Source organism: Sulfuricurvum sp. (genome assembly GCF_028712165.1).
Taxonomy (GTDB): Bacteria; Campylobacterota; Campylobacteria; order Campylobacterales; family Sulfurimonadaceae; genus Sulfuricurvum.
The window spans coordinates 1-16,204 of sequence record NZ_JAQTQR010000021.1 but is presented as its reverse complement, the minus strand read 5'-3'; the positions used below and the strand labels follow the sequence as shown (position 1 = coordinate 16,204).

17 protein-coding genes are annotated in these 16,204 nt (G+C 43.8%); 4 read left to right on the top strand and 13 right to left on the bottom strand.

Translation table 11 applies throughout. From position 1 onward, the window contains the following. Position 1 precedes the first annotated feature (1 nt). The 3 genes from PHP90_RS05445 to PHP90_RS05435 are packed head-to-tail and all read right to left on the bottom strand — an operon-like array spanning position 2 to position 3,470. Complete coding sequence (locus PHP90_RS05445; RefSeq protein ID WP_299926464.1) at positions 2–1,168, bottom strand: MFS transporter; 1,167 nt, start codon at positions 1,166–1,168, stop codon at positions 2–4. Positions 1,169–1,192: 24 nt separating this feature from the next. Then, a complete protein-coding gene (locus tag PHP90_RS05440; RefSeq protein ID WP_299926461.1) occupies positions 1,193–2,656 on the bottom strand; it encodes a sensor domain-containing diguanylate cyclase in 1,464 nt (487 codons plus the stop codon). Then, positions 2,646–3,470: a phosphate ABC transporter substrate-binding protein gene (locus PHP90_RS05435; protein ID WP_299926458.1), complete on the bottom strand. Its 825-nt coding sequence runs from the start codon at positions 3,468–3,470 to the stop codon at positions 2,646–2,648. Before PHP90_RS05435 ends, PHP90_RS05440 begins: the two co-directional genes overlap by 11 nt. 202 nt (positions 3,471–3,672) lie before the next feature. Here PHP90_RS05435 and PHP90_RS05430 point away from each other — a divergent pair, with 202 nt between their 5' ends. Next, positions 3,673–5,166, top strand: coding sequence for a SulP family inorganic anion transporter (locus tag PHP90_RS05430; RefSeq protein ID WP_299926455.1), 1,494 nt, complete (start codon positions 3,673–3,675; stop codon positions 5,164–5,166). Positions 5,167–5,224: 58 nt separating this feature from the next. Here the strand turns inward: PHP90_RS05430 and PHP90_RS05425 are convergent, their stop codons facing one another. The 8 genes from PHP90_RS05425 to PHP90_RS05390 form a co-directional block, all read right to left on the bottom strand. After that, on the bottom strand, positions 5,225–5,917 hold the full coding sequence (locus PHP90_RS05425; RefSeq protein ID WP_299926452.1) for a hypothetical protein: 693 nt from the start codon (positions 5,915–5,917) through the stop codon (positions 5,225–5,227). 73 nt (positions 5,918–5,990) lie between these two features. Continuing rightward, positions 5,991–7,754, bottom strand: coding sequence for a diguanylate cyclase (locus PHP90_RS05420; protein WP_299926449.1), 1,764 nt, complete (start codon positions 7,752–7,754; stop codon positions 5,991–5,993). A gap of 184 nt (positions 7,755–7,938) precedes the next feature. Further along, complete coding sequence (locus tag PHP90_RS05415; protein ID WP_299926446.1) at positions 7,939–8,307, bottom strand: thioredoxin family protein; 369 nt, start codon at positions 8,305–8,307, stop codon at positions 7,939–7,941. A 9-nt stretch (positions 8,308–8,316) separates the two neighbouring features. Further along, complete coding sequence (locus PHP90_RS05410; protein ID WP_299926444.1) at positions 8,317–9,021, bottom strand: cytochrome c biogenesis protein CcdA; 705 nt, start codon at positions 9,019–9,021, stop codon at positions 8,317–8,319. Beyond that, on the bottom strand, positions 9,022–9,258 hold the full coding sequence (locus PHP90_RS05405; protein ID WP_299926438.1) for a thioredoxin family protein: 237 nt from the start codon (positions 9,256–9,258) through the stop codon (positions 9,022–9,024). 8 nt (positions 9,259–9,266) lie between these two features. Beyond that, a complete protein-coding gene (locus tag PHP90_RS05400; protein WP_299926436.1) occupies positions 9,267–10,211 on the bottom strand; it encodes a permease in 945 nt (314 codons plus the stop codon). Next, positions 10,211–10,615, bottom strand: a complete 405-nt coding sequence (locus PHP90_RS05395) for an arsenate reductase ArsC (protein WP_299926433.1) — start codon at positions 10,613–10,615, stop codon at positions 10,211–10,213. The genes PHP90_RS05400 and PHP90_RS05395 overlap by 1 nt, the downstream gene beginning before the upstream one ends. Further along, positions 10,612–10,935, bottom strand: a complete 324-nt coding sequence (locus PHP90_RS05390; RefSeq protein ID WP_299926431.1) for a metalloregulator ArsR/SmtB family transcription factor — start codon at positions 10,933–10,935, stop codon at positions 10,612–10,614. Before PHP90_RS05390 ends, PHP90_RS05395 begins: the two co-directional genes overlap by 4 nt. Before the next feature lie 114 nt (positions 10,936–11,049). Here PHP90_RS05390 and PHP90_RS05385 point away from each other — a divergent pair, with 114 nt between their 5' ends. Genes PHP90_RS05385 through PHP90_RS05375 form a run of 3 tightly spaced genes read left to right on the top strand, consistent with a single transcriptional unit; the run spans position 11,050 to position 14,058 of the window. Further along, positions 11,050–11,466, top strand: coding sequence for an arsenate reductase ArsC (locus tag PHP90_RS05385; protein WP_299926428.1), 417 nt, complete (start codon positions 11,050–11,052; stop codon positions 11,464–11,466). Between the two features lie 17 nt (positions 11,467–11,483). After that, a complete protein-coding gene (locus tag PHP90_RS05380) occupies positions 11,484–12,737 on the top strand; it encodes an arsenic transporter (RefSeq protein ID WP_299926425.1) in 1,254 nt (417 codons plus the stop codon). Positions 12,738–12,786: 49 nt separating this feature from the next. Then, positions 12,787–14,058: an OprD family outer membrane porin gene (locus tag PHP90_RS05375; RefSeq protein WP_299926422.1), complete on the top strand. Its 1,272-nt coding sequence runs from the start codon at positions 12,787–12,789 to the stop codon at positions 14,056–14,058. Between the two features lie 20 nt (positions 14,059–14,078). Here PHP90_RS05375 and PHP90_RS05370 read toward each other — a convergent pair whose 3' ends face one another. Together PHP90_RS05370 and PHP90_RS05365 are read right to left on the bottom strand one after the other, a co-directional pair. Beyond that, the gene (locus tag PHP90_RS05370; RefSeq protein WP_299926419.1) at positions 14,079–15,329 is read right to left on the bottom strand and encodes an ArsS family sensor histidine kinase; all 1,251 of its coding nucleotides are present in this window, start codon (positions 15,327–15,329) and stop codon (positions 14,079–14,081) included. Continuing rightward, entirely contained in the window at positions 15,322–15,990 is a 669-nt protein-coding gene (locus tag PHP90_RS05365; RefSeq protein ID WP_299926415.1) for a response regulator transcription factor, read from the bottom strand. The genes PHP90_RS05370 and PHP90_RS05365 overlap by 8 nt, the downstream gene beginning before the upstream one ends. Positions 15,991–16,204: the final 214 nt, after the last annotated feature.

The following is a 16,204-nucleotide window of genomic DNA, read 5'->3' as shown; positions in this document are numbered from 1 at the left end:
GTCACATTTTAAATCGGTTTCGTATCGCAAATAAAATCCCTGACAGTATAAGTGCTGCGATCGATGCTATCGAAAATACGAGGGTGCTTCCATAATGATCCCAAAGCCATCCGGCACAGGTTAGCGAGGTGAGCGTCATAATACCCACGGCCGTATAATAGACGCCGTATGCGGTTGCTTTGAGCTCCTGCGGTGCGGTATCGGAGATAATCGCTTTGGCCAGTGCATTAAACCCTCCGGCAAAAAAACCGTATATAGCGAATCCGAACCAAACGCCCCAGATCGAACCGGAAGCCATGGCAAGCGCCCCCAACCCAAAAGCCAAGTAGATAAAGGAGAGCAATGCCGGTTTGCCGAAACGATCGGCTGCTTTTCCGATCGGTATGGCAAACGCCGATTGGGTGAGATTGTAGAGTGCATAGGCGAGGGGGATCATAACCAGAGCGACACCGTTGCTTTCTGCCTTGAGGAGCATAAACGAGTAATTCATGGCAAAAAGACTAAAAAGGCTCTGACATCCTACCAGATAGTAAAACGGTGCAGGAAGTGCTTCCGGGCGGAATCGGCGGATCGAAGCAGGGGTAAAGGGGACATCGGTAACCAAAAAAATGAGGATCATCATGGATACGAGACCGGGTATCAAACTGATGGCAAAAACAGTGCGAAAGGACGATTCACTCTCTCCCCAGAACCATAATACGCCAAAAGCGGTGAGTGAGCCTGCGAGTGCCCCGGCACCATCCATCATTTTGTGAAATCCGAAGACGAATCCGCTGATCTCTTTAGGGGTATAAGCACTGATAAGGGCATCTCTCGGAGCAACACGGACCCCTTTGGCCAAACGGTCACCAATACGGATCATGGCAATCATAGTGGCGCTTTGGGCAAAAAATGCGAGCGGTTTGATGAGGTTGGACATTCCGTACCCGAATACGGTGATCCCTTTTCGCTTACCGAGGCGATCAGAATAAAAGCCTGAGAGTGCTATCAGCATCGCGACTCCAAACTCCGCCATCCCCTCGATCAAGCCGATTTCGCTTTTGGTCGCGTGTAAAAAACGTTCCAAAAAAATGGGGAGCAGCGGGAGGATCATTTCGGTAGAGAAGTCGGTGAAGAAACTGTTTGCCCCAAGGGCAATAATATTACGGTTGAGTGATTTTATTTTCATATGCTTATGCCATCACAGTTGCATTTAGATGATCTCTTGATTCTGATATCGTCGAATCCGACCTTTACCGGATTGTTTCGCATCATACATTGCAATATCCGCATGCCGAACCAGCAAGTCAATATCACCACTGTCTTGCGGATACAGTGTATAACCAATACTCACCCCAACTTTTATCTCAAAAGAATGCAGAACGATTGGCTCAGAGACTTGGTCAATAAGCCGTTTAAAGGATAGTTCTGCCTCATTTTTTGTATCAATCGATGTGAGAAGGACGACAAATTCATCTCCTCCGAACCGGGCTATAATATCGGATTGGCGTAGTGTTGATTTAAATCGTTTTGCCACCTCTTGTAAAAGGATGTCTCCAACATCATGTCCATAGGTATCGTTGACTTGTTTAAACCCGTCCAAATCCAAAAATCCGATTGAAATCATTTTATTGTCCCGATTAGCTTGGGCAATTACTTGATCTGCCAAAATGGTAAAAAGTCTTCTATTGGGCAATGCAGTAAGCGTATCGTAGTTTGCAAATCCATCCAATATCGCCTGTTCTTCTTTTTGCACAGTAATGTCCTGAAATACGACAATGGATCTATCTGTCCCTAATGGAGCAACCGTTAAACTGACGGGAAATAATGTCCCATCTTTTCGGATAAACATCTCTTCAGAATGACGTATTTTACGATCCATTTCAGTGAGATGTATCGGACAATCTTCTTCCGGATAGATCGTTCCATCGGATCGATGATGATGAAATAAACGGTGTTGATTTACTCCAATTACTTCCTCTTCTAAAAATCCGAGCATATCCAGTGCGGATCGGTTGATAAAAGTACAGATTCCATTTGAATTGATTCCGTATACACCGTCTCCCAAAGCGGCAATCATTTCAGAACGTTCATTCTCTTTGGCCCGTATCGATTTGAAAGAGCGGAAAAGAATCATTATATTGGCAATAATAATAATAACAAGCAAGATGGCAGAGAACCCCATCAATGTATTTATTGCCATGATGATACGTTCTTGTTCTTCATTGATTTTTTGTCGCATCGATAAGAATGCCGTGTGTAGAGTTTGATATTTCTTGTGGCTTATATGATCAGCTATATGCCCTTCATCCAGCCGGTGCTCAAGAACCAAAGAGGTTGTCAAAACCGTCTGGCGAAAAAAATCGTAATAGTTTTCTGTGAGTGAACGGGTATCGAACCCGCTGTTAGAGAGACTCTGTAGATAATTCAAAGCATTATTGGATGACAGTGCCGCTTCTGTGAGATAATCAGAATTGTTTAACATGGCTGATTGGTAAAGATTAACAGAAACATGGTCGCATGAATGAATGAAAGATGTCATATTTTGGCGTTGCAGAGTGTTCTTTGCTAGCTGAAAATTTAAAAAGTTAAAAACGGTATAGAATGTCCCAAAAACCACTACAATAATAAGGGCATTGGCAACTATCAGCTTGAAAATAAAGTTTTTATTTTCCATGATCTATCCGGATATAGTTTGTATGGGAGACTGCCTGTTGCCCTGTTTCGGAGAGGATAAACGATGCAAATTTTTTTGCTTTCGGATTGTTTTTGGTGTAAATAATATTTAGTTCTCGTACTATAGGATAACGTTTAGAGAAAATGGTTTGTTCGCTAGGCATTACACCTTCATATGCAAGAATTTTGATCGGCATACCGTCTTGAATACTTCTGACGGCACTTCCGGATGAGACAAATCCGATTGCATCAAACAATCCGCCGACCCATACGATCGCATCGTTATTGGATCCTGAGTCCCATGTTTTACGAGAAATTTTTTTTGTTTCATCATTGTTTTTTGGATTAGACGGATGAAAAAGCCCTGTTTCCTCTTCAATGATCCGCATAGTTCCGCGATCTGGCTTTTTCGATATGAGAATGATAGGTCGATTGTTTCCTCCAATCTGACTCCAATTGGTGATTTTTCCTTTGTAGATATCAATCAATTGTCCTCGAGTTATGCCATTTACCGGATTGCTTTTATGGACGATGAATGCTGTTGCATCATATCCGATAGTGGTATAGTCCAAAGAAGCTTTTTCTTCGTTTGTAAGCGGACGGTTCACCATACCAATATCACTTTTACCGGAGAGTACGTTTTTGATCCCTTGATCGCTACCGCCACCTTCGATTGAAAGGGTATAACCATTTTTAATGGCATAATATGGAGCAATATATTCTATGATCGGTTGAATGGTCGTAGCTCCTGAAAATGCCAACCGTTCTCCTCCGTAGATAAGACACGGCAAAACTAAAAGCAGGAAAAACCTCATTCTTCTCTCTATTGTGTTGAATTTACTCTCTTATTAATTTATTCTATCACTTCAAAACCAAAATGGGCACTAAAGAAGGATGATTTTTCAATTTTACCCCGAGTTTAGGTCGTTTTGGTTAGAATTTCTACATCTAAATCTGCAAATTCTCTTTTCTCCTCCCCTTTTTTAGTGAGTTTTTGTAATTGTCACAAGGATTTGAATGTTATTGATGTCAAGCAAACAAGAGTGGTTCGGCAATATTCGCGGGGATATTCTCGCCGGTATCGTCGTTGCTCTGGCCCTTATTCCCGAATCGATCGCTTTTTCGATTATCGCCGGGGTTGATCCGAAAGTGGGGCTTTATGCCTCATTTTGTATTGCGGCGGTAATCGCCTTTGTCGGAGGACGTGCGGGGATGATTTCTGCGGCTACGGGTGCGATGGCACTGCTGATGGTGACGCTTGTCAGGGATCACGGCTTGCAGTATCTTCTTGCTGCGACGATTTTGACGGGTGTACTTCAGGTGGCGGCAGGGTATTTAAAACTCGGCTCGCTTATGAGTTTTGTCTCCCGAACGGTTGTGATCGGGTTTGTAAATGCATTGGCGATTTTGATTTTTATGGCGCAGCTGCCTGAACTCACCCATGTCACATGGCATGTTTATGCACTGACGGCGGCAGGGCTTGCGATTATTTATCTTTTTCCGTATATACCAAAAGTCGGTCAAATGATCCCATCGCCGCTGGTGAATATTGTCGTCTTGACACTCGTTGTTTTTTACATGGGAATCGATGTCCATACGGTAGGAGATATGGGAGCATTGCCTGATACTCTTCCGCTCTTTCTGTGGCCGCAGGTTCCGTTCAATTTTGAGACATTATCGATCATTCTTCCTTATTCGGCGGCATTGGCGGCAGTAGGTCTTTTGGAATCGTTTATGACGGCAACGATCGTGGATGATATGACCGATACGGACAGCGACAAAAACCGTGAGGCCAAAGGGCAGGGGATCGCCAATATCGCTACGGGATGTATCGGCGGAATGGCCGGATGCGGGATGATCGGACAATCCGTCATTAACATCAAATCGGGAGGTCGGGGACGTCTCTCAACCCTGATAGCAGGGGTATTGCTTCTGATCATGGTCGTTTTTATGAGCGATCTGATCAAAATCATTCCGATGGCGGCACTGGTAGCAGTGATGATCATGGTTTCGATCGGTACTTTTAACTGGGCATCGATCAAAGGGCTGGTAACGCTCCCTCTTTCAACCAATATCGTCATGCTGAGTACCGTTTTTGTAGTGGTAGGAACCCATAATCTGGCACTGGGTGTTTTTACGGGAGTTCTCCTGGCTTCACTCTTTTTTGCGAACAAAATAAGCCATTTGATGTATTGGGAAAAATCGTTTGAAGAGACGAGCAATACCCGAATTTATAAATTTTTCGGGCAGATTTTCTTTAACTCAGCTGATCGTTTTGCCGATGCCTTTGATTATAAAGAAGAGGTGAAACATATCGTGATCGATGTAACCGGTGCACATTTCTGGGATATATCAGCGGTGTATGCACTCGATAAAGCGGTAATCAAACTGCGCAATATGGGCAAAACGGTCGAAGTGATCGGTCATAATGAAGCGACTCAGACGATTATTGACCGCTTCGGTATCCACGATAAACCTGATGAAATCAAAAAAATGATGGGCGTGCATTAACAGTATCTAATCTCACGTTCTCGTTTCACTTCTGCTCTTACGGCTATGATGAGAACGATCATGAAAAACACCGATGAGCCGATTGTCCCGAGGTCGAGTCCCCTTGCTCATGGGTTTTGGTCAACAGATCGCCGAATGTCGCTCCAAAAGGGCGTGTTAATACAAATGCGAGCCAAAACAGCAGAACTTTCGATACAGTGCTCTGGTAATGAAGCAAAGCGATGAGAGCCAGTATGGTGCTGATCAGCATGGCACTTTGAGCGAATCCCATCCCCAACTCATCGGCTAAAAAATCACCTGCTGCAGTCCCCAGCGTATTGGCGACCAAAAATGCCATCCAGTAAAAAATTTCAGCTCCGGTAGTGGTTATGCATTCTACACTGATACTTTTTTCTTTGATATACCATCCCCATAGAATGAGGATTAAAAGAGATACGAGGAGAAGAGAACCCATGGTATAACCCAGTCCGAGTGTACGGTCGATAAAATCCGAAATAGCCGTTCCGGCGATAGCGGTTGCGGTAAACGTCAGCCAATAGATGATGGGTTCATACCGCTTCACCCTGAGTTTAATCGATAAGAGAATGACAAACAGCCCCATAAAGAGAACGATTGTATTGCCGTATCCGATGTCATAGGTCATGGAGAACATATCGGCACCCGTCTCGCCCAGAGTGGTAGAAGCGATTTTGATGACCCAATACAAAAAAAGTATATGGGGGACACGGTCAACAAATGTTTGGGTCTGCATTGTATAAAGGCCTAGGAAATAGATTGTAAAAGTCTATCGTTTAAAAAACAACAAATATCTCCTCTATTACGTGTTATGCATGAAATACTACCCTGTTTCTTCCCTGATGTTTTGCCGTGTACAAAGCTTCATCGCATTTTTTGATCAATGTCATCATTTCATCATTGTTATCGTATGTGGAAACACCCAAGCTGATGGTAAGGTGCTTAACCGTATCAAAGGTGTAATTTTCAATAGTATGTCTGATTTGCTCAGCAAGTGTCATAGCCCCTTCTTTTGATGTTTCAGGGCACATGATGAGGAACTCTTCACCGCCGTATCGTGCACAACAATCGATTTTCCGTGTATTATTGCTGATGAGTTCAGCAACTTCTTGTAAAACGGCATCTCCTGTTTGATGCCCATAGGTGTCATTGACTTTTTTGAAATAATCAATATCGATCATAATGAGGGATAGAGCTTTGTTGTAGCGTTTCGATTTTTCTACTTCGATATAGAGGCATTCGTCCATTTTTCTTCTGTTATAGAGATGGGTTAATTTATCGACCATTGCGAGGGCTTCCAGCTCTTTTTTTGCAGTGTGATCCGTTCCTACCGACATAAAAGAGGTGATCGAACCGTTTTCATCTTTGATTGGAACGATTCGCTGTTCGAGCCAATAAGCCTCACCGTTTTTTGCTCTGTTTTGAATCTCACCTTCCCATTGGTTTCCCTTTAAAATAGTGTTCCACAAATCTTGGAACACTGTTTTGGGAGTATTGGGATGACGGATGAGATTCATCTTTTCTCCGATCATCTCTTCTTTGGAGAAGCCGCTAATATTGGCAAATGCGGTGCTGATACTGGTGATGATTCCACTTGTTTTAGTGGTGGTACTGATCACATATTGATCAATAATATCCGAAAAACGTTTGAGTTCACTATTGGAGTTTTGCAAAGCACGTTGAAGTTTAATCGGTGAACGTGCAGCGTATATTGCCAAAGGGATACTGATCATCAGACTTAACAGTGCAACAATGATCGTTGCAGTCCTATTGCTGCTCTTTAATGAATCGATCATATTCGCTTTTGGTTTCAGTATTAAAATTGCTTTATCGTCATTGTTCAAAATAGAATTCAACGGGTAGGCAAAAAACTTAGCACCGGATGCTCTCCCTGCAAGGATGGAGGATGCATCTTCAGGAAAATCTTCATAAAGTTCCCTCTTGGTTCCGGTATATTTGTTCCATGAATATTTATTGTTGGGATGGAGAATATAGTTTCCCTCTTTGTCGATGATAAAAAGATCAAAAGAGGTAGAATTTTCTACAGATGTGAATAATTCGCTGGAAAGCATGTTACAGATGACCATTCCTGCAAATTTTTTATCAATAAAAAGGGGAACGGCAATACGGATAGTGGGACGATACGGTACCTCTATCTTCCCGTTTTCGATATTCAGGTCGAGTTTTGAGTGCCATATTGTTGATGTGTTCATCTTGCTGACAGTTTGAAAATAGTCTCGGCCGCTTTTATTTTGAAGATCAGATTCTTTGACAATATAGGGAAGACTCTGTCCATTGTCCCGATTGATTCTGATAACCTCTTTTCCGCTTGCATCGATAAAGCGTGTCTGCATGATTGATTTATCAGAGTTCGTCAGAGTTAAAAAGAGATTTTGAAGTTCATGTTTTTTGATTGAGCTCCCTGACTTGATAAAATCTCTCAAGGTTTTGTCATTGGCAATCGAGATGACAATATCATCCATTTGATCGATGTGGGGTTTTATAATATAATTTTTTCTGCTGAGGGAGACTTCTTGGGCGTATTTTTTTACAGAACCCTCTATATCGATCATATGAATTTTGTAACTGATAAGAGAACTTAGGATAGTGATGAATATCCCAAAGATAATGAAATAGCTCAGAAAATAGAATTTATAATTTTTATTCATGCATTTGTATCACTGCTTTTTAGAATAATTATAACATAATACTATCAACAAATAATCACAGAGTTAAAAATAATGATTTCTATTTTTCTTAGATTTTATGCTTGGCTAAAAACTGTTTTAGAGCCTCTGTTGTAAACCCGCCGATATGACGGTCGATTTCACGGCCCTGCCAATCATAGACGATCTGTGTTGGGATCATCTGGATTTTCATGGCACGCGCCGCGCTACGCTCTTCACCGACGTTTACAAAAAAGATCTTACGTTTGGGGTTAAGTTCCATTTCACGGTAAAGCAGTTCTCCCATCTCTTTGCAGGCACTGCATTTGGTAGAACCCGTTTCGACCATAACCGTTTGCCCTTTGCCTATCTCTTGCAAAACTAGGGCATACGGGCGCGGTTGCAGTTCGGCAGAGAACAACGATGCACAAAGGGTAAGTAGTGAAATGAATTTAAACATGATAATCCTTTAAAATTGCTCGTAGGCAAGGGTGAAAAAATAGACGCCGATAGCGATCAGGGCGAAGGAGAAGAATTTGGTGATCCATCCTGTGATCAACGCTATTTTGGAGCTGGAGGCTACACTTTGGGCAAATCCCACCGATACCCCCGCTGCCAGCAGCAAGAGCGAATGCCCCAGTGCGAAGGTGAGGACAAGGGCATACGCGTACCAATCGGGGGCATTGGAAGCTACCGTGATGATGGCCACCAGCGGAGCCGAGGCACATGGGGTAGAGACGAGACCAAAAAGCATCCCAATCAAAAATGCCCCCACATAGCGCAGGGTGATGAGGCGGCTCATCCAGCGCGATTTATCGATAACCTCAGGGAGTATCCCCAGAGAATACAGACCGATCGTAATAGCCGCAATCGCCCCAGCAATATACGCTTCCAGCGGTGCGATGGAGAAAAAATACCCCATTTTCGCCACCATGTATGCCAAAATCGAAAAACTCACCGTCACGCCGAATGCAAACAGCAAGGAGAAGAGATAGGTAAACGTTACCCGTTCGCGGGGAGTGAGATGCGAACTCATACCCAACGCGCTTCCCACCAGCAGCGGGACAGAGATGATGGAACAAGGTGCAAGTGAGGTTAGGGCTCCGACACTGAATGCTCCGACGAATACTAAAGCTCCGTGCGTATCAAGAAGTCCTAATAAAAAACTTTCCATCTAATGTGCTTTGATCAGCTCTACAATCTCATTAACGCTTAATACTTTTCCGGTACTGACGACTTTTCCGTCAATGACCAGTCCGGGTGTACTCATGACACCATAACCCATGATTTTTTGTAAGTCAGAGACTTTTTCGATTTGGACGAATATACCGCTCTGCGCCACTGCCTGTTTGACTTTCATCTCCAGTTCGTTGCATTTTGAACAGCCTGTACCGAGTATTTCTATTTTCATATTAATTCCTATAAAATGGTGTTAAAGATAAAGCCTATTCCCATGATTCCTGCAGTTATGATAGCAAAAAAGAGGGCGATAAGACGGATATGGAGAATCTGTTTGAGAATAATCGCTTCGGGGAGCGAGAGGGCGGTGACCGCCATCATAAATGACAGTGCCGAACCCAGCAGCATCCCTTTCTGGGTCAATACTTCAACCAAAGGCATGACCCCTGCGGCGGATGAATACATCGGTATTCCCATTAACACAGCTACTGGAACCGTATACCATGCGCTGCCGCCGGCATACTGCGCGATAAATTCTGCAGGGACATAACCGTGGAACCATGCACCGACACCGACACCGACCATGACCCACAGATAGATTTTATGGAAAATATCTCTGGTATTGCCCCATGCATCGTTTAAACGTTCACTAAATTTGGGACGATACGTCGGTATTTCAATATCTCCTGATAGAGGCGGTACCGAAATTAGAACGTATTTTTCGACATTAAAGCGTCCGATGACCCATCCTCCCAAAATGGCGACAAAAAGACCGAATCCGATATAGATTGCGGTGATTTTCCATCCAAATAATCCAAAGAGCATTGCGATAGCGATCTCATTGTTCAGCGGAGCGCTGATAAGAAAACTGAACGTCACACCGATCGGGATACGCGCCTGCAAAAATCCTAAAAACAGCGGTATTGCCGAGCAGGTGCAAAACGGGGTGATGATCCCAAACAGCGCCGCGAGGATATTTCCCGTAAATTCACGTTTTCCCGCCAGATAGGCACGCACTTTTTCAGTATTGAACCATGTTCGTAAAAACGAAACGGCGAAGATGATTGACAGGAGCAAGAACCATATTTTGATCGTGTCATAGAGGAAAAAATGGAGTGCCTCACCGAGTTTTCCGGAAAATCCGAGCCATTGAAGGATGATCGTCCCGCTGAATTCCTGCCACATCAGCCGCAGAGCTCCGCCTGAATGATCGGTAAGAGTGTCGCTTCGATAAGATCGAGTGTTTTTGCATACTCTTCTATTTCTTTTCCGCTCGGGTCTTCGAATGCGACATGGATCGTCTTGACCGCTTTTGGGAACATCGGACAGGTCTCATGGGCGTGATCGCATACGGTAACGACAAGATCAAAAGGGGTATTGATGACGGTATCGATCACTTTGGAATGATACGAGTCTCTCCAGTACCCTTTTTCTTCCAGAAGTGCCTTAGCGTGAGGGTTAACTGTACCGCTGGCTTTCACTCCGGAACTTTGAGCAAAGACACACTCGCCCATTTTAGCGTTGATCAGTGCTTCGCCCATGATAGATCGGCAGCTGTTGCCGGTGCAGAGGATTAAAACATTTTTCATAGAGTACAACCTTCGTTTTGAGATAATTTGACCAGTGGAGGGAGTTCGATTCCCAGACAGCGGATTTCGGCGAGCGCTTCGCTTCGGAAACGATCCAACGGGCTACGAATAGAGTAATACGCCCATGTTCCGCACCGTTCTACCCGTAAAAATCCTCCGTCTTTGAGGATTTTGAGGTGACGTGAGAGGCGAGATTGGATCATCCCGAAACTCTCTTGCAGATCACAGACGCATGACGCTCCGTGTATATCTAAAAATGCGAGAAGCTTGATGCGGGTTTCATCATTGAGCGCCGACACAGTTTCCAAAAAAACATCCATAGTATACCTCCGATTTGTGACAGTGTAACAAAATAAAAATAATATATCAAGATATATTGATATATATTCTAAAATACGCTACCATACCGTCAAAATATACATAAGGGTAATTGAGTGTTAAGAATATTGTTTGTTTGCAGCCATAACAGTGCGCGAGGTCAAATGGCCGAAGCCTTTTTTAATAAATATGCGCATGAAGATGAGAGCGCCGAAAGTGCGGGAATCGAACCGGGCGAACTGAATCCGTATGTTGTTCGTGCTATGGCGGAAAAAGGATTTGATCTTTCGAATAATCAAACCAAATGTATTTTTGAACTCTATAAAGAAGGGCACCACTTTACCCATGTCATATCGGTTTGTGATGAGACAGTAGCGGAACAATGTCCCGTATTCCCGGGTGTGATGAAAAACGAGCATTGGAGTTTGAAAGACCCATCCACATTTGTCGGAAGCGATGAGGAGATCATGGAACAGGTTCGTGCTGTCCGTGATTCGATCGAAGAAAACGTTAAAGCATTTTTAGCGGATTAAATAAAAAAGGAAATTTCATGATCACTGCCATAGGGCTTTTTTTAGCAACGCTCATTTTTGTCATATGGCAGCCACGAGGGCTGCAGATCGGTACAACTGCTGTTATCGGTGCCATCGCAGCCGTAGTTTTGGGGGTTGTGAGTATCGCCGATGTTTGGACGGTCACCTCTATCGTCTGGGATGCGACACTGGCATTTATCGGGATTATTTTGCTCTCGATGGTGCTCGATGAGATCGGTTTTTTCGAGTGGGCAGCTCTGAAAATGGCCCGTTTGAGTGGCGGTAACGGTCATCTGATGTTTGTTTATATCCTCATTCTCGGTGCACTCGTATCGGCATTGTTCGCCAACGACGGCGCGGCACTGATCCTCACTCCGATCGTACTCGCCAAAATGAAACATCTCAAGATGAACCCTATTGCCGTCTTTGCCTTTTTGATGGCGGGTGGATTTATCGGCGACAGTGCCAGCAATCCGTTGGTCATCAGCAATCTTACCAATATCGTAACGGCAGGGTATTTCCATATCGGGTTTTGGGAATATGCCAAAACGATGTTTCTGCCGAATCTGCTCAGTATTATTGCTTCTATCTCCGTATTATGGATCTACTTTCGAAAAGACATTCCGACCCGTATCGATATCACCCAATTAGCGACTCCGGAATCCGCGATTAAAAATATGACGATGTTTCGTCTCAGCTGGTGGTTCTTGGCTCTGCTGATGGGTGGGTATTTCATCGGAGACCATTATCATCTCCCCGTATCGGTATTCGCTCTCGGCGGTGCATTGGTATTTTTAGCTATCGCAACCTATTTCAAAGCGACCAAACCGATCATGACGATCAAAGCGGCACCGTGGCAGGTTGTGTGGTTTAGTATCGGGTTGTACGTTGTCGTCTACGGTCTCAAAAATGGCGGATTGACGACCTATTTAGCCGGATTGATCACACAGATGCAGGCGATGGGAAATGTCTACGCTGTCATCGGAACAGGCTTTTTGTCCGCACTTCTCAGCTCGGTAATGAACAACATGCCGACCATTATGGTGATGGATATCGCCATCGGCGAAGCGGGAAATCATGCATTGGCATATGCGAACATCATCGGGTGTAACCTCGGACCAAAGATGACACCGATCGGTTCGCTCGCTACCTTGTTATGGCTTCATGTTTTGGCGCAAAAAGGGGTCAAAATCGGATGGGGCGAATATATGAAAGTAGGGTTGGTGATTACACCGCCGGTGTTGTTGGTGGCGTTGATAGGGCTATTATAAAAAACAATAATTCAGTAAAATAGCAAACTTATTTACTGTCAGGATCAATATGGCTTCATCAAAATACGCTGCACAACAATTAGTAAGATTGATGATTTTCGCTGTAATGAGCGTTTCTGGTAGTGCAGACAACCTTGAAGATGTGTTCAAAAACGGAAAAGTGAGTGGTCAACTTCGAGCCTTTTGGTATGACGGAGAACGCGATCTAAGAATCGACCGTACAGCATTGACCGTGGGGGGAATACTCTCCTACCAAACAGCGCCAATATCGGGGTTAAATGGAGGAATCTCTTTCTTTTCGAGTAATGGGGCATTACCTGTGACGCGAATGCCTTATTCGGGGCAGACCCATAATCTCAATCTTGATGGCAGTTCCATTAATACCCTTGGCGAAGCGTACCTACAGTACAAAGCGGGGGAGACATCGATTAAATTCGGACGCCAGCGTCTCGATCTGCCGCTGGCGAATGACTATTACAACCGTATGCTCCCCAACAGTTTTGAAGCGCTATACAGTGAGAACCGCTCTATGAAAAACACTGTTTTCAAAGCTTCCTACATCACGGGCTGGAAGTATAAAGCTGATGACACGTTCCGCTCCCCGACCTACACTCTAGGAATCGATCGTGATATTGCCGTTTTGGGAGCGGTCTATGCTCCTGAACCTTCTTTTAAACTCGAACTGTACGACACCTACGTGCGTGATGTAATGAACGCTCCGTATGTGCAGATTATTGACAATTCGATTTGGAAATCATCCGAAGGAATAACATTCTCAGGAGCACTGCAGTATTTGAGTGAAAATAGTATCGGATTGCATGCAGCGGGAGAAACAAATACGTATTTACTGGGAGTTAGAGGCACCGTATCTAAAGGAGCGTGGAGTCTGAGCGCTCTGTATACTCAAATCGGCGATCAAAGCCTGCTGGGGACAGGTGGACGATATGAGAAAATGGGGTGGGGAGGGTTTATCACCTACACCGATCTCCAAATCGACGGAGAGAGTGAAAACGCTGCTGCAAAAGCCTACGGATCAATCCTAGTTTACCGTCCTTTATCAAATTTTGAGGTTTCCGCCAAATACGTGCGTATCAATCAAAACGATAGCAAACAGTCGAATTCTGCATCGCTTACCCTCAATCCTCGTCCCGATTCGGACGAATACAACATTGATGCGACCTATCAACCGCGTAAAGAGTTTCGTATTCGAACACGACTCGCACGGATCAATTATGACAGCAGCAGCACGGAGCTTTATCAGAACAAAGCATACGATGAGACGAACGTCCGCATCATCGCCGATTATTTGTTCAGTATATAAAGTTTAGTTTACTAATCTGATTAGTGTAACCGAATCCTAAAACAATTCATTCCAGCAAGGTAGTGATATTCGAGTTTAAATCCATGCTTTAGTAAGATCGCATTGGTGATATAAAGACCTAACCCCAATCCGTTCATAGAGCTTTCATATGTGCGATTAAAGGGTTTACTAAAGGTTCGGTTCTCATCAGGCAATGGCTCGCCGAGTGAGCATAGCTCTATCGAATGCGATAATATCAGAAGCGTCGGTCGGGAACGGGAATATTTGAATGCGTTGTCGAGGAGATTTTTCAGCGCGATTGCAAATAACTCAAAATCGACTTTTACGATGAGAGCGGAATCTTCCCCTTTGACTGTGATATCTTTTTTGTCGCACAACAATACATCGCAGGTATGATCGAGAATATCAACAAAGCGGTACTCCTGAAGATTGAGATACCATTCTCCGCTGCTAAATTGCTCCATTTTGGAAAATTCGTTTAACAAATAATCCATTCGGTTGAATATTCGTTTGAGTCTCTCTTTGTCTTCAGAAGAATCGAGACAATCTGCACTCAAAGAGCCTTTCATGATCGGTGTTTTAAGCTCATGCAAAACATTCCTCAAAAACAAGCTCCGCGCCTCTTTCATCGAAGCGATTTTTTGAAGTACGAGATTGAACTCTTGGGTTATTTGGGCGATTTCATCCTGTCCGTTTATAGCCATTTTGAGATGGGTATCGCCCTCTTTAAAATGGATAATTGCATCTTTAAGGCGCTGAAGAGGGAGCAGTTTACGGACCAAATAGGCAAAAAAGAGGAGAATCAACAGGTCGACAAGGATAATAATACTCCAAAACGGCAATGTGCTATACGGGGCCAAGTCTTCAATAACTACTTGGTTAAACTCGCGATGCGCTATAGGATGAGGCTCATATTTGTGTTCGTGATTCATTCGATCAAACAGCATTTTTGGAGGTGGGATTGTAACAAAATAGTGTTTTTGATGATACTCGATCATTTTTCCGAAAGGGAGGGTACGAACTGTTGTCCCCTCATTTAAGAGTATATTAGGGCTATGGAATGAGACCCGGATCATGAGCTGTTGTAACTCATGGTCAAAATTTCCGCTTCTGAGGTGAATGAGTCCTTCAGCGAGCAGAAAACGTCGCAGCTGTTCTTCTTGATGCTGCTCAAGAAAATACTGGTGTGCGATCCAAAATAGGGCATTGATAAGGGCAAAAATAAAAAGGAAAAAGAGACTAATGAGCCTCAATATAGAGTGTTTATTCATTGACAAATTTGTATCCTACCCCTCGTACAGAAACAATAAATCGAGGATTTTTAGGATCATCACCGATTTTCTGACGTACACGTCCCATAATAACATCGATACTTTTTAGGCTGCTCTCGTATTTAATCGATCCGATATTGAGCAGCAGCTCTTCTCGTGAGATTGCGTAGCGGTCTTTTTTGATCATATAGGAAACGATATCGTATTCGGCTTGGGTCAGCCGTAAAATCGATCCGTTTTTACTGATTTCATGCCGTTCATCATCAACGATAAACGGAGTGGCTTTTTGAACCATAGCAGGGTGGAGACGGCGCATAATGGCATCGATGCGAAAAATCAGTTCTTGCGGGTCATATGGTTTTGGGAGATAATCATCGGCACCGCGCGAAAATCCCATCATCTTATCCCGTATATCGGAACGTGCGGATGAGATGATGATGGGAACGTCACTCTCTTGTCGGATCAGGCGGCAAATTTCTATTCCGTCCATTTGCGGCAGGGAGAGATCGAGTACCAACAAATCAAAAGAACATTTTTGAAACAGACTTAAACCTTCCAGCGGAGTCGATGCTGCGGTAACCTCAATATCATCTTTTAGGAGGCGCGTTTTCAACAACTGCGCCAGTTCAATATCATCTTCAATCATTAGTACGTTAATCATAAAAGCGATTATATCGGTGAGAAAGTAAATAAAAAGTATCAATTACCTGTGGGGATACCAGCAGGGAATTCTCCCTTTTTTAAGATTCTGAAACGAAAAGGGTACCTCTTTTGTGAACACCGTCTAACAGGTAGCTTTTAACATCACTCAAATCATATCCGCTGCATAAAAACATTTTGCCTCCCCGTTCCAAAAGAAACTGTGCTGCCATCAG